At 45.0% G+C, this 14247-nt stretch carries 12 protein-coding genes and 2 pseudogenes; 11 read left to right on the top strand and 3 right to left on the bottom strand.

Translation table 11 applies throughout. The annotated features are described in order from the left end of the window. Positions 1-110: 110 nt before the first annotated feature. Entirely contained in the window at positions 111-548 is a 438-nt protein-coding gene (locus IQ209_RS13565; RefSeq protein ID WP_193851803.1) for a GNAT family N-acetyltransferase, read from the bottom strand. Beyond that, a pseudogene (locus IQ209_RS13560) lies at positions 529-672 on the bottom strand (type II toxin-antitoxin system HigB family toxin); the annotation flags it as partial. The gene IQ209_RS13565 and the pseudogene IQ209_RS13560, both read right to left, overlap by 20 nt. A gap of 116 nt (positions 673-788) precedes the next feature. On the opposite strand from IQ209_RS13560, the gene IQ209_RS13555 reads away from it, so the two are divergent. The 5 genes and pseudogenes from IQ209_RS13555 (at position 789) to rluA (ending at position 6375) form a co-directional block, all read left to right on the top strand. Then, positions 789-1076, top strand: a complete 288-nt coding sequence (locus IQ209_RS13555; protein ID WP_193851802.1) for a hypothetical protein — start codon at positions 789-791, stop codon at positions 1074-1076. A gap of 432 nt (positions 1077-1508) precedes the next feature. Next, positions 1509-2105: a DUF1240 domain-containing protein gene (locus tag IQ209_RS13550; protein WP_193851801.1), complete on the top strand. Its 597-nt coding sequence runs from the start codon at positions 1509-1511 to the stop codon at positions 2103-2105. Between the two features lie 148 nt (positions 2106-2253). Further along, positions 2254-2394, top strand: a pseudogene (locus IQ209_RS13545) (IS5/IS1182 family transposase); the annotation flags it as partial. Positions 2395-2717: 323 nt separating this feature from the next. Continuing rightward, entirely contained in the window at positions 2718-5627 is a 2910-nt protein-coding gene (gene rapA, locus IQ209_RS13540) for an RNA polymerase-associated protein RapA (protein WP_193851800.1), read from the top strand. Between the two features lie 94 nt (positions 5628-5721). Then, complete coding sequence (gene rluA, locus IQ209_RS13535) at positions 5722-6375, top strand: bifunctional tRNA pseudouridine(32) synthase/23S rRNA pseudouridine(746) synthase RluA (protein WP_193851799.1); 654 nt, start codon at positions 5722-5724, stop codon at positions 6373-6375. Positions 6376-6381: 6 nt separating this feature from the next. On the opposite strand, the gene djlA is transcribed toward rluA, so the two are convergent. Continuing rightward, positions 6382-7191 (bottom strand): co-chaperone DjlA, encoded by an 810-nt coding sequence (gene djlA, locus IQ209_RS13530; RefSeq protein WP_193851798.1) that lies wholly within the window; start codon positions 7189-7191, stop codon positions 6382-6384. Between the two features lie 182 nt (positions 7192-7373). On the opposite strand from djlA, the gene lptD reads away from it, so the two are divergent. From lptD to apaH, 6 genes are all read left to right on the top strand, one after another. Beyond that, positions 7374-9740, top strand: coding sequence for an LPS assembly protein LptD (gene lptD, locus IQ209_RS13525; protein WP_193851797.1), 2367 nt, complete (start codon positions 7374-7376; stop codon positions 9738-9740). A 64-nt stretch (positions 9741-9804) separates the two neighbouring features. After that, the gene (surA, locus tag IQ209_RS13520; protein ID WP_193851796.1) at positions 9805-11106 is read left to right on the top strand and encodes a peptidylprolyl isomerase SurA; all 1302 of its coding nucleotides are present in this window, start codon (positions 9805-9807) and stop codon (positions 11104-11106) included. Further along, positions 11096-12088, top strand: a complete 993-nt coding sequence (pdxA, locus tag IQ209_RS13515) for a 4-hydroxythreonine-4-phosphate dehydrogenase PdxA (protein WP_193851795.1) — start codon at positions 11096-11098, stop codon at positions 12086-12088. The genes surA and pdxA overlap by 11 nt, the downstream gene beginning before the upstream one ends. Next, complete coding sequence (rsmA, locus tag IQ209_RS13510; protein ID WP_193851794.1) at positions 12081-12896, top strand: 16S rRNA (adenine(1518)-N(6)/adenine(1519)-N(6))-dimethyltransferase RsmA; 816 nt, start codon at positions 12081-12083, stop codon at positions 12894-12896. The genes pdxA and rsmA overlap by 8 nt, the downstream gene beginning before the upstream one ends. A gap of 36 nt (positions 12897-12932) precedes the next feature. Then, entirely contained in the window at positions 12933-13310 is a 378-nt protein-coding gene (gene apaG / locus IQ209_RS13505) for a Co2+/Mg2+ efflux protein ApaG (RefSeq protein ID WP_193851793.1), read from the top strand. A gap of 2 nt (positions 13311-13312) precedes the next feature. Continuing rightward, the gene (apaH, locus tag IQ209_RS13500) at positions 13313-14131 is read left to right on the top strand and encodes a bis(5'-nucleosyl)-tetraphosphatase (symmetrical) ApaH (RefSeq protein ID WP_193851792.1); all 819 of its coding nucleotides are present in this window, start codon (positions 13313-13315) and stop codon (positions 14129-14131) included. Positions 14132-14247 lie beyond the last annotated feature (116 nt).

Here is a 14247-nt window from a genome sequence, read left to right as displayed (position 1 = left end):
ATTTATTTATTATATTTGGATTAGACGAATAAGGGCAGCCGTCAAAGTGAACATAGCCGCGCTTTTGCGCGGCATTGACTGACCGTTTTATGCCTAAGATGATACTGAGCTCAACCCCCGATAACAGCCAGCATCTCTTCAACTTCCTCATCCATACCTACTTCAACGAAACCCAAACTAGCATAAAGATTTTTCGCAACAAGATTATTCGGATTATAACCGATTGCTATTGCTTTCAACGGATCTGTGCCTCTAATTTCATCAATGGCCAGCGATAGTGCTTTACGCCCAATCCCCTTGTTTTGATGGTTTTTATCCACCATAAACCGCCAAATTGTTATTCTTTGATCATCATCGGGCACCCACATGAAAAAACCAACAGGCTCTCCATCCAGACAAATAGCCCGTGTTTGGTATGAAGGAAAAAATTTGGATTGGGCAATGGAGTACGCATTTTCTGCAATATAGTCAAGTTGGTCATCAGCAACTGATAGTTCGCAGACAGCGTCATAATTGTTTTTATTTACGTCAGTTAAGGTAATCAACATACACCGCTCCTAGGTGATGGATAATATAGGCGATCATGCGTAAGTTGTTCCCACCTATGTCTATTACCCACCATTTATTTCTGTATTTAAAATTATAGAGGCTAGGAAACAGTTTTTGTAGTTCCGCCTAACTATAGAAAATAAGCCAACACAAATACTGTATAAATAACCATAACTGATGCTATGATTGAAATGCCCCTGTAAAGCTAAATAGGGTTGGTTTCTCATAAGAGAAAAATTATGCAGATAAATCACGTTGAACAAGGCTTTATCCTGACCCGTCACTGGAAAGATACACCAACGGGTATTGTAAAACCTTTACTCACACAAGAGCGAAATTGTGAATTAACAGCATTGCCATTGAAAGATTTCAATCGCCAACCTGTTGCTGTGCTGTATTGCCGGCATTACCGCCAATTGCAACACTTAGAGCACATTTTCAAGGAACAGAATATTCCCCACTACGAAACCGATATCCGCCCACCCGACAGATTAAGGGTAACTAACAATCTCTCAATTTCAAATTAGAGTATGTTGCCAGTCGTCCAATGATGCTGGGGAAACTCAATGCATGGCTGACATATTATGCTCCTGATGTCATTATTGGCTTGAATCTGGTTCAGTTTGATTTAAAAGAGTTACAGCAGTTAGCGGTGGATCTGTAGCGGCATTCACGCATCTTTCCACCAGTGATTTCTATTATTTTTGGATAGGGATAAATAAAATATTTTGAAGTCGCAATTACTCTTTATAAGTTAGTGAAATTGATTCTAATAGTTCACTACCCTTTGATTAATATAGCATTTTTATATAAAAATGTTATATTATAGAAATTAATATGAATATACTAATCTAACTTCAAGATGTGTATATATTGTATTAATAGCAATAATAAATTTATGCAGGAAATAAGTTAAAATTGAAACAATATTAATATCAAAATATAAAAGGAGTTATTATATGAAATACGATCCTCATTTAAGAACATTTGTTCCTGATGATTTTAGACTAAAAGATCATGCTAATTTTCAAAAGCAACTGGATGATTTAAATCAAAAGAAGATGGAGAATCAACTAGATGAAATGGAAAAACAGTTAGGAACGGATCTAGAGCTTTATGTTTTGTTTAATGAAAAAAAAGAAAACAAAATACATGTAACTTTATGGAATAAAGTTTTTTGCATTGTAATGTCAGTTTTTTTCTTGTTTATTACGACATTGTTTTTATATTTTTCCTGGAATGATATGTTGTCATTAATTAACATGAAGGAAACAATATACTTTTCTTGGCGGGTATTTGTTGCATGTTTTGGTTTGCCCATAGTTTATTATATGTTTATTTTAGCAATCAAAAATTGTTTGATAAATACGCCATCTCCATTTAGTGGTTTTTTTGTAAATTTGTTTGTATTGGTTTTTTTAATTTCTTTTGTGTTGAGTTTTCCTGTGTCTATTTATGTTGATTCTAAGTTAAAAAATGTCGGGTATGTTAAATGTTATAGAACGTCGTTTGTTGCTCCAAATAAGTATGTTAAAGATATAAACTTGTGTCGCTAAACATATACCAATCTAACTTCAAGATGCGTGTTGTCAATGGCAACTTGAAGTTTAATGCGTATATATGCTCAGATTACTGACAAGGTGCTGATTTTTTTCCGGTACTTTGATTTAATCAGATCTCGTTCACCCAACGGAGCTTGCCGCCATAGTAAGAATACCCCCTCTCCAGACGTTTTCCCTCTGAAACACGCTCACTCGATGACCTCGCGCCGCAAAATCTCTGGTTCGCACAATCGATGCCGCCATTGATTTCGAATTTATCCGTGACTTAGTGGCCCCGTTGTATTGACACAATAAGCAATTGAAGCCAATTGCCGACGCTATCTTGCCATTTGTTCAAGATGACTTTATGCCTCTGCTGACAGGGCAAATGAGCATCTCTTTCGAATAATGGATATTTTTGCAGGTGACGGCTTGCCCGGCTTCAATTAACATATCGCCCCTCTAATGGGCCATTGTACTTTTGCGATCCCTTTATCAAAAAACAGGCGTTGTAAAGTGCAATTGAAAACTATCCCTATCGATAACCAATAACGATCGATATCCAACAAAAGCAGCCATCCTGCAACCATAAATAATATTGTCTAACAGAAAACTGAGCCAAAATTTATGCCATTTACTCTTGGTCAACGCTGGATAAGCGATACAGAAAGCGAACTTGGATTAGGAACAGTCGTGGCGCTTGATGCGCGCATGGTAACGTTACTTTTCCCTGCCAGCGGAGAAAACCGCCTTTACGCACGCAATGATTCCCCCATCACCCGCGTTATGTTTAATGTGGACGATACCGTAACCAGTCACGAAGGCTGGAAACTCAAGATTAATGATGTCCAACACGATAATGGCCTGTTGATCTATGTTGGTACACGTCTGGATACGGAAGAAGAAAATATCTGCTTGCGGGAAGTTTTTCTGGATAGCAAGCTGACGTTTAACAAGCCACAAGATCGCCTGTTTGCCGGTCAAATTGACCGCATGGATCGCTTTGCTTTGCGTTTTCGCGCCCGTAAGCACCAAAGTGAGCAGTTCCGTCTGGCAGAAAGTGGGCTGCGTGGTATCCGTGCCAGTTTGATCCCTCACCAATTACACATCGCCAATGAAGTGGGCAAACGCCACGCACCACGTGTATTGCTGGCGGATGAAGTCGGCTTGGGTAAAACCATTGAAGCCGGGATGATTATCCATCAGCAATTGATGGCCGGACGGGCTGAACGTGTGTTAGTTATTGTGCCTGATAGCCTGCAACACCAATGGCTGGTAGAAATGCTGCGCCGTTTCAACTTGCGTTTTTCGCTGTTTGATGATGGCCGATATAGTGAAGCGCTGCATGACAGCGACAATCCGTTCGAAACCGAACAATTGATTATCTGTTCCTTAGATTTTGTTCGCCGCAATAAGCAACGTTTTGAACTTTTGCTGGAAGCAAGCTGGGATTTGATGGTGGTGGATGAAGCTCACCATCTGGCATGGAGTGAAAAATCGCCAAGCCGCGAATATCAAGTTATCGAACAATTGGCAGAACAAATCCCATCCGTCCTATTGTTAACGGCAACACCAGAGCAGTTGGGGCAAGAAAGCCACTTTGCCCGCCTGCGCCTGCTGGACCCAAATCGTTTCCACGATTATCAGGCTTTTCTTGATGAACAACAGAAATACCGCCCTGTCGCGGATGCGGTGACATTGCTGTTATCCGGTGACACCCTGAACAATGACCAGCAAAATGCCATTGTCGAACTGATCAGTGAACAGGATATCGAGCCTTTGCTGAAAGCCGCAAACAGCAATCAGGATGGGGAGAGCGAAGATGCGCGCCGCGAACTGATCACTATGTTGATGGATCGTCACGGCACCAGCCGCCTGCTTTTCCGTAATACCCGTGGTGGTGTGAAAGGTTTCCCGCATCGTGAATTACACGAGATCAAGTTACCATTGCCAGCCCAATATCAGACGGCAATTAAGGTTTCTGAAATCATGGGGGTCAAAAAGACGGTGGAGTCTCGCGCCAAAGATATGCTCTATCCTGAGCGGATCTATCAGGAATTCGAAGGGGAAAATGCCACATGGTGGAATTTCGATCCCCGCGTAGAATGGCTGATGGGTTTCTTGATGGCAAACCGCGATGAGAAAGTGCTGGTGATCTGTGCCAAAGCAGAAACTGCACTGCAACTGGAACAAGTTTTGCGTGAACGCGAAGGCATCCGCAGTGCTGTGTTCCACGAAGGTTTGTCTTTGCTGGAGCGTGACCGTGCCGCCGCTTACTTCGCTTCTGAGGAAGACGGCGCGCAAGTGCTGCTCTGTTCTGAAATTGGCTCAGAAGGGCGTAACTTCCAGTTTGCTAATCAGCTTGTCATGTTTGATTTGCCATTCAATCCTGATTTGCTGGAACAGCGTATCGGTCGTCTGGATCGTATCGGTCAAAACCGTAATATCAAAATCAGTGTGCCTTATCTGGAAAATACGGCGCAATCCATTCTCCTGCGCTGGTATCACGAAGGGCTGGATGCCTTTGAGCATACTTGTCCAACAGGCCGCGCCATCTATGACAAGTATTATGAAAACCTGCTCAATTTCCTTGCCAAACCCAATGAACAAGCTGGATTCAGTGAGTTTATTACCGAATGTCGCGGGCATCATGAGAAGCTTAAACAGCAATTGGAACAAGGACGTGATCGCCTGCTGGAGATGAACTCCAATGGTGGCGAGCAAGGCCAGAAGCTGGCAGAAAAGATTGCTGCGCAAGATAACGACACGGATTTGGTGAATTTTGCCCTGAATCTGTTTGATATCATTGGTATCAATCAGGAAGATCGCTGCGACAATATTATTGCTCTGCATCCATCCGATCATATGCTGGTGCCTGATTTCCCTGGGTTACCCAAAGATGGTTGCTCGATTACGTTTGACCGTGAAAAAGCCCTCTCCCGCGAAGATACTCAGTTCCTGAGTTGGGAACACCCAATCATTCGCAATGGCCTGGATTTAGTCCTGTCGGGAGATACGGGAAGCTGTGCCGTTTCCATCCTGAAAAACAAAGCGTTGCCAGTCGGTACGCTGTTGGTTGAATTGATTTACGTTGTTGAAGCCCAGGCACCGAAGCACCTGCAATTGACCCGTTTCTTGCCACCAACGCCAGTGCGCCTTTTGTTGGATCTGAAAGGCACCAACCTGGCACCCCAGGTTGAATTTGAAAGTTTCAACCGTCAGCTAAACGCGATTAACCGCCATAACGCCAGCAAGCTGGTTAATGCGGTACAGAAAGAAGTTCATGCTATCTTGCAACAATCTGAGCCTCTGGTTGAAGAGCAAGCGCGTGCGTTGATTGAGAAAGCGAAGAAAGACGCTGATGAAGCGCTGTCGGCTGAATTGTCACGTCTGGAAGCGCTGAAAGCGGTTAACCCGAATATCCGTGATGATGAACTGGAAGCGATTAGCTCCGAGCATAAGCATCTGTTGCTCAATCTTGATCAGGCCAACTGGCGTCTGGATGCGATTCGTTTGGTGGTTATTTCTCACCAATAAGCAGACATCAATAACCTGTCATTCGGTAAACTCAGGGGTATTTTTCGCAAGATGCCCCTGGGAAGCCAATTTTTTCCGACCCATTGGAGCCACTATGCTGGAGTCTTATAATCCCCCGACAGATCCTTGGTTATATGTGCTGTATCAGGACGAGCACATTATGGTTGTCAACAAACCCAGTGGATTACTTTCTGTGCCGGGTAAAGCGGAAGAGCACAAGGACAGTATCATGACACGGATACAAGCTGAATTTCCGGCCGCCGAATCAGTCCATCGATTGGATATGGCCACCAGCGGTATTATGGTCGTGGCGCTGACGAAGGCCGCCGAGCGTGAGTTGAAACGCCAGTTCCGTGAGCGTGAGCCGAAAAAAATCTATATCGCGCGGGTATGGGGAAAGCTGGAGCCGGAAAAAGGCTTGGTAGATCTGCCCCTAATCTGCGACTGGCCGAATCGCCCAAAACAAAAAGTCTGTTTTGAAACGGGCAAATCCGCACAAACTGAGTATCAGGTACTGGAATATGAGGGCCAGGCAACGCGCGTCAGGCTCGCACCAATCACAGGACGCTCTCATCAGCTTCGTGTGCATATGCTGGCACTGGGTCATCCCATTCTGGGAGATAAGTTCTATGCTCATACGCAGGCAAGGGAAATGGCGCCTCGCCTACAATTACATGCTCAAGAACTGTTTATTACTCATCCGGCTTATGGCACACCCATGCATTTTGAGTGTAAGGCCGAATTTTAACGAGCGCTATTTAAAACCTCGCTCCTTTTTAATCAAATCGTAAGCCGACTGGATGGATTGCGTTTTCTGTTTCGCCAGTTCCATCATTTCTGGTGGTAAACCTTTTGCCACCAGTTTATCGGGATGGTGCTCACTCATCAGTTTTCGATAAGCCCGCTTAATGGTGGTCGCATCATCCTGCTTATTGACGCCCAATACCTTACAAGCATCTTCCAATGTCGCACGCTGCTGTTCATGGCCTTGATGACGCCCATACTGCTGGTGCTGTCCATTGAAATGGCGTCCACCTTCCATCATGGCAAGGAATCGTTCAAATTGAATACGGGAAATACCTAACTCTTCGGCAATGACAAACAGAACTTTTCTTTCATTGGGATGCAGTTCGCCATCAGCAAATGCTGCTTGTAACTGAATTTCCAGAAACATTCGGATCAGGTCAGAACGACCGAAGCAAGCACGGCGTAATTGTCGCATTGTTTCACGCAAAAGAAATTGAGACTGTTTGCCCTCACGAAACGCCTGCTGCGCGGAAAGCCGTGCCTCACCATGCAGTTGCATTCTGTTCATCAATTGGGTGGCGAGCTGGATATCCGTTTCTGTTACCCGACCTTTTGCTTTGGTTAAATGCCCCAATACTTGAAAAGTACTGCGGAAAAACAGCGCCTGGCGGGTTGGGCCTTTCGTCGTTCTCCCCAATTTCTGCATCCTGATTTTGTCAAAGATATGACCAAGCACTAAGCCAATCACAATCCCCCAAAAACCCGCACCAGATGCAATCCCAAATATCAATCCGAATAATTTTCCCCAATACTGCATATAGTCTTCAATTCCCCAATGCTCTGAGCGCAATTTTGCATTATCATACTATCCATTAAGCTCTGTGCCTAACAACAAGATTAGCAAAGTTAAACTTTGCTCTGGCGCATATCTCTCAACTACGTTAGTCTCTGAGCGTTTGCCGGCACGATGCCACTGATGACGGAACCGCATAAACATCTATGAATAAATGTTATCCTACCCTGCTGGCCACAATGGTATGGGCAGCACTTTATAGTCAGCAAGCCCATGCTGACCTTGCAGCACAATGTATGCTGGGCGTACCTGTCTACGATAAGCCGATTATCACAGGCGATCCTAATAAACTGCCAGTTTATATTCAGTCCGATGATTCTCACGGTGAATATCCCAATGCGGCTGAGTTCATTGGCAATGTGAATATCCAACAGGGAAATAAAACACTGATAGCCGATAAGGTTCGGCTCGAACAGACACAAGAGCAGGGTAAGGAACCTGTGCGCACTGTTACCGCTGTGGGTAATGTCAGCTATGATGACCCTCAGATCATTTTGAAGGGACCCCGCGCCTGGGCGAATCTGAACAATAAAGATACCGACGTTGAACAAGGCAAGTACCAGATGGTTGGCCGTCAAGGACGTGGTAGCGCCGATAAGATGATGCTGCGTGATGAGAACCGCTATACCATCATGAATAATGGGATATTCACTTCCTGTCTGCCCGGTAATGACAGCTGGAGTGTCGTGGGTTCTGAGGTTATCCTTGACCGTGAAGAAGAAGTCGCCGAAATCTGGAATGCCCGTTTTCGTGTTGCTAATGTGCCGGTGTTTTATACGCCCTATTTGCAATTGCCCATCGGGGATAAACGCCGTTCTGGTTTCTTAATTCCTAATGCCAGTTTTTCCAATAAAGATGGCTTCCAATTCCTGCTGCCATACTATTGGAACATTGCACCCAACTATGATGCCACGATTACCCCACATCTCATCACGATGCGGGGTTTGAAGTTGGATAATGAATTTCGTTACTTAACCAAAGCGGGGACAGGTACAGTTGCGCTGGATTGGATTGGGCGTGATCGTCTGTATGAAGAGGATAAAAGACTCAAGGCCAGACCTGAGCGGGATAGCAACAGCCGCTGGTTGTTCTACTGGAATCACAGTGGTGTCATGAATCAGGTTTGGCGTTTCAGTGCTGATTATACCAAAGTCAGTGATCCGAACTATTTCAGTGATTTCAACTCACAATACGGTTCCAGTACCGACGGCTATGCCACCCAGAAATTCAGTATTGGCTATGCCCAGCAAAGCTGGAATACCACACTGACAACCAAACAGTTCCAAATCTTTACCCCCAGTGAGAGCAAAAAAGCTTATCGGGCTGCCCCTCAGTTAGACTTTAATTACTATAAGAATAATCTGGGACCATTTGATTTTCATACTTATGCCCAAGTAGCGAAATTTACCAGTGTCGGCAATCAGTGGCCGGATGCAACACGCTGGCATCTGGAACCAGCCATTAACTTACCACTCTCTAATGGCTGGGCGAGCATCAATAATGAACTTAAATTGATGGCGACACACTATGAGCAAGATATTTCAGAAGCGACCCAAAATCAGTCTAATACGGCGTCATTGGAAAGATCAGTCAACCGTGTCCTGCCAGTATTTAAATCAGATGCGAAGATGGTGTTTGAACGCGCCATGTATTTTAACCAGCATTATACCCAGACGCTGGAGCCACGTGTTCAATATCTCTATGTGCCTTATAAGAATCAAAACAATATCAATAACTTTGATTCTTCTTTACTGCAATCGGACTATACCGGGCTGTTCCGCGATCGCTTCTACAGTGGCTTAGATCGCATCTCGTCTGCCAATCAATTTACCACTGGCGTGACTACCCGTATTTATGATGAAGATTTAGTTGAACGTTTTAGCATGTCCGTAGGTCAAATCTACTACTTTGAACGTCCACGTACCGAAGATACTCAGTCTGTTTCAGGTAGCAAGGATATCATCGGGAATAAAAAAGGAACGGGAGCGACAACCTGGGCTGGAGATGTACACTGGAGAATCAATGATTCCTGGGGCATCAAAGGCGGGCTACAATATGATAATCGTCTGAACAGCTTCACTATGGGTAATGCCGTCATGGAATACCGTCGTGATGCTGACCGCATGTTGCAGTTAAGCTACCGTTTTGTTGACCGCGATTATATTCAAGCCACACTCAAGGGAGGTGCGCCCGCTTACCAGCAGGGAATTTCTCAGATTGGTATGGTGGCAAGCTGGCCGTTGTCAGATCGTTGGGCGTTCGTCGGGGCTTATTACTACGATACCAAAGAGAAACAGCCAGCAAACCAGATGGTCGGTTTGCAATACAACACCTGCTGCTGGGCAGTCAGTGTAGGTTATGAACGCAAGATCACCGACTGGCGCTTCGACAGCAGTCAATATGACAACAAATGGTCATTCAATGTTGAACTTCGTGGCTTAAGTAACAATCATAGTTTAGGTAGTCAGAAAATGTTGCAGCAAGGTATTCTTCCATACCAACATGCATTCTGATACCGATAAACACAATGTAAACAAAATAACCCCGCCAAGGCGGGATTGATATGATGGGAAATGTATGAAGAACTGGAAATCGCTCATTTTCGGATTGATGTTTTCAGTAAACTCTGTCGCAATGGCTGCTCCGCAAGCGCTGAATAAGGTCGCTGCCGTCGTGAACAATGATGTCGTACTGGAAAGTGACGTTAACAGCCTTTTACAATCCGTTAAACTCAATGCAAAACATGCAGGCCAGCAATTACCGGATGAGAAAACATTGCGTCACCAAATCATTGAGCGCCTGATTATGGATGATATTGTTCTGCAAATGGCAAACCGGATGCAGCTAACTATCCCTGATCAAGCCTTAGATTCTGCGATCACGAATATTGCGGCTCAAAACCACTTGAGCCTTGCTCAGTTAAAACAAAATCTGATCGCAGAGGGTATGAGCTTTGATACTTACCGTAATCGGATCCGCAAGGAAATGATGATTGCAGAAGTACGTAACAATGAAGTGCGCCGCCGTATCACTATCCTGCCACAGGAAGTTGATTCACTGGCTAACCAAATCAGCAACCAAAACAGTCAGGACTTTGAGGTAAACACCAGCCAGATCTTGATCCCTCTGCCAGAAAACCCAAGCCAGGAGCAGGTAGAAAAAGCGGAAACCACGATCAAAAAAATCTTATCTGAACTCCAGAATGGCGTAGATTTCGGCAAATTAGCCCTCTCCTATTCCGGCGATACCCAAGCCCTGAAAGGGGGAAATATGGGTTGGAGCAAACTGCAAGAATTGTCATCTTTATTCGCTGCACAGCTCCAATCTGCTCATAAGGGACAGATTATTGGCCCAATCCGTTCCGGTGTTGGTTTCCACATTCTGAAAGTGAATGATATCCGTGGTGGTCAGATGCCAATTGCCGTCACCGAAGTAAATGCTCGCCATATTCTGCTGAAAACATCACCTATTATGAATGACGAGCAGGCACGCAACGAGTTGATGAAACTCAGAGAAGAGATCTTAAGTGGTAAAACCTCATTCGAAGAAGCAGCAAAAGCGCATTCTGAAGATCCAGGTTCTGCCATGCGCGGTGGAGAACTGGGTTGGAATTTGCCAAGTGCTTACGATCCTGCTTTCCGTGATGCGTTGATGAAGCTGCAAAAGGGTGAGATCAGCCAGCCTGTCCATTCCTCTTTCGGCTGGCACTTAATCCAACTGCTGGATAGCCGCAAAGTTGACAGAACAGACGCCGCACAGAAAGATCGCGCCTACCGCCTGCTGTTCAACCGTAAATTCAATGAAGAGGCACAAAACTGGATACAGGAATTACGTGCCTCTGCTTATGTGAAAATTTTAGATGGTAGCAATGCACAATAATAAACCCATCGTCATTACCCCCGGTGAACCTGCCGGGGTTGGCCCTGATTTAGTCATCGCTTTGGCTCAAAAAGAGTGGCCTAGCCAACTGGTTGTCTGTGCTGATCCAGAGCTAATGCTTTCCCGAGCTAAGCAACTGAATTTACCCCTGCAACTGCAAACTTATTCTCCAGAACACATTTCTTCATCACAAGCAGCCGGAACCCTGACCATCCTGCCCATTAGCCTCCACTCCCCGACGATTGCTGGGGAATTAAACCGGAAAAACGGTACTTACGTCACGGAAACCTTAGCAAGAGCTTGCGATGGCTGCCTAAATGGGGAGTTCTCAGCATTAGTAACAGGGCCTGTACATAAAGGTGTCATTAATGATGCAGGCGTACCTTTTACCGGACATACTGAGTTTTTTGCTGACCACAGCCAATGCTCAAGGGTGGTCATGATGTTGGCAACAGAAGAGCTACGGGTCGCGCTGGCAACCACGCACCTGCCGATTCTGGATGTCCCCAAAGCGATTACGTTTGATTCCCTCCGGGAAGTGATTACTATCCTTAATCATGATCTAAAAACCAAATTCGGTATCCCTCGTCCCCATATCTATGTTTGCGGTCTGAATCCTCATGCCGGTGAAGGAGGGCATATGGGGCATGAAGAAATAGATATCATCATTCCTGCCTTAGACAGTCTGCGAGCAGAAGGGATATGGTTAGAAGGTCCATTACCTGCGGATACCCTGTTCCAACCCAAATATTTAGATCATGCTGATGCCGTGCTTTCGATGTATCACGATCAAGGGTTACCCGTGTTAAAATACCAGGGTTTTGGCAGGGCCATAAATATTACCTTGGGACTGCCATTTATCCGAACTTCTGTCGATCATGGCACAGCACTGGAGCTGGCAGGGACAGGTCAAGCTGATGTGGGTAGTTTTATCACCGCATTGAATCTAGCAATTAAAATGATACAAAACAGTAATGAATAACAAAGTCCATCAAGGGCACCATGCCCGTAAACGTTTCGGGCAAAACTTTTTAACCGATCAATTTATCATTGATAGCATTGTCAATGCGATGAACCCACAGGCTGGCCAAGCCATCGTGGAAATCGGCCCAGGTCTGGGGGCACTGACAGAGCCAGTGGGTGAACGCATGGATAAGATGACTGTCGTCGAGCTTGACCGTGATTTAGCCGCTCGTCTGCATGTCCACCCCAAACTGAAAGATAAGCTAACAATCATTCAACAAGATGCGATGACCGTTGATTTTAGTCAGATTGCCAAAGAACATGGGCAACCCCTGCGTGTATTTGGTAACTTGCCTTATAACATCTCTACGCCGTTAATGTTCCATCTTTTCAGCTATACTGATGCTATCGCTGATATGAACTTTATGTTGCAGAAAGAAGTTGTGAATCGTCTTGTCGCCGGGCCTGACAGTAAAGCTTATGGACGCTTAAGTGTGATGGCACAATACTACTGTCAGGTAATACCTGTTCTTGAAGTACCGCCAACGGCATTTACACCAGCGCCAAAAGTGGATTCTGCTATTGTGCGTTTGATCCCACACAAGAGTATGCCTTATCCTGTTCAAGACATTCGCATGTTAGCCCGGATCACAACTCAGGCATTTAACCAACGGAGAAAAACGATCCGCAATAGCCTTGGGAACATTTTTTCTGTTGAACAGTTAACTGAATTGGGTGTTGATCCAAACACGCGGGCTGAAAACATCTCTGTCGAGCAATACTGTAAGATGGCGAACTGGTTATCCTCTCAACCTAAAACTGCCTAAACAAATAAACAGCCGTTGCAGCAACAGGAGGTACCTATGCTCAATGAACCAAGAATTCATATTCAAGTACAAAGTACTTACGTAGAAAGTCAATCACAGCCGGAACAACAACGTTTTGTGTTTGCTTATACTGTATTAATTCGTAATCTTGGGCATTCCCCTGTGCAACTTATTAGCCGTTACTGGCGCATTACTAACAGTGATGGTCACCTAACCGAAGTTCAGGGTGAAGGGGTTGTGGGAAAACAACCTTTGATCCCACCGGGAACAGAATATCGCTACAGCAGTGGCGCTATTTTGGAAACACCTCTGGGGACAATGGAAGGTCACTATAACATGATCGATCACGATGGTCGTCCATTCCGTGTCGCCATTCCTGTGTTCCGGCTGGCTATTCCAACACTGATAAATTAATTATGGCTACATACCTTATTGGCGATATTCACGGCTGTTATCGTGAATTTCGCGCCTTGTTAGAGCAAGTCGATTTTAATTCCAGTGAAGACACTTTATGGTTAACTGGCGATCTGGTCGCTCGTGGCCCCGACTCATTAGCAGTACTTCGCTACATTAAGCAACTCGGCTCCGCAGTTAAACTGGTACTGGGTAATCACGATCTGCATCTGTTGGCGGTTTACGCTAAGATCAGCCGCAATAAGCCGAAAGATTTGCTGGATGAATTACTCGCGGCACCGGATGTTGATGAATTAATAAATTGGTTGAGAAAACAGCCAATGCTGCAAATCGATGAAGAACTGAAACTCGTCATGGCACATGCCGGACTCACCCCACAATGGGATCTGGCAACAGCCAGAATATGTGCCCGTGAAGTGGAAGCCATTCTTCGCAGTGACAGTTATCCCTTGTTTCTCAATGAAATGTATGGGGATATGCCGAACAATTGGACACCAGAGTTAAGTGGTCTTGCTCGATTACGTTACAGTACCAATGCGTTGACCCGAATGCGTTATTGTTTTCCACAGGGTCAATTGGATATGAACTGCAAATCCAAACCGGAAAATGCGCCTGCCCCACTAAAACCTTGGTTCGAATTACCACGCAGCATTCCTGAAGACTATTCAATTGCCTTTGGTCACTGGGCAGCCCTGGAAGGTCAAGGCACACCTGCTGGCATCTACGCCTTAGATACGGGGTGTTGTTGGGGAGGTAAATTGACCCTGCTTCGTTGGGAAGATAAGCAGTATTTCAGCCAGGATCCATTATCCAAATCATAAGTCTGTGTCTAGTCCTGATATACGTTGACACTATTTTTACTTAACGCCTGATGATGTACTTCATCGGGCGTTTGATATTTTAGCGCTAAGTGTGGCCTAGACCGATTATAAATATC

This window comes from Xenorhabdus sp. BG5 (genome assembly GCF_015163665.1).
Classification (GTDB): Bacteria; Pseudomonadota; Gammaproteobacteria; order Enterobacterales; family Enterobacteriaceae; genus Xenorhabdus.
Note: the sequence above shows the minus strand (reverse complement) of the source record. Positions and strands in the feature narration are given on the sequence as shown.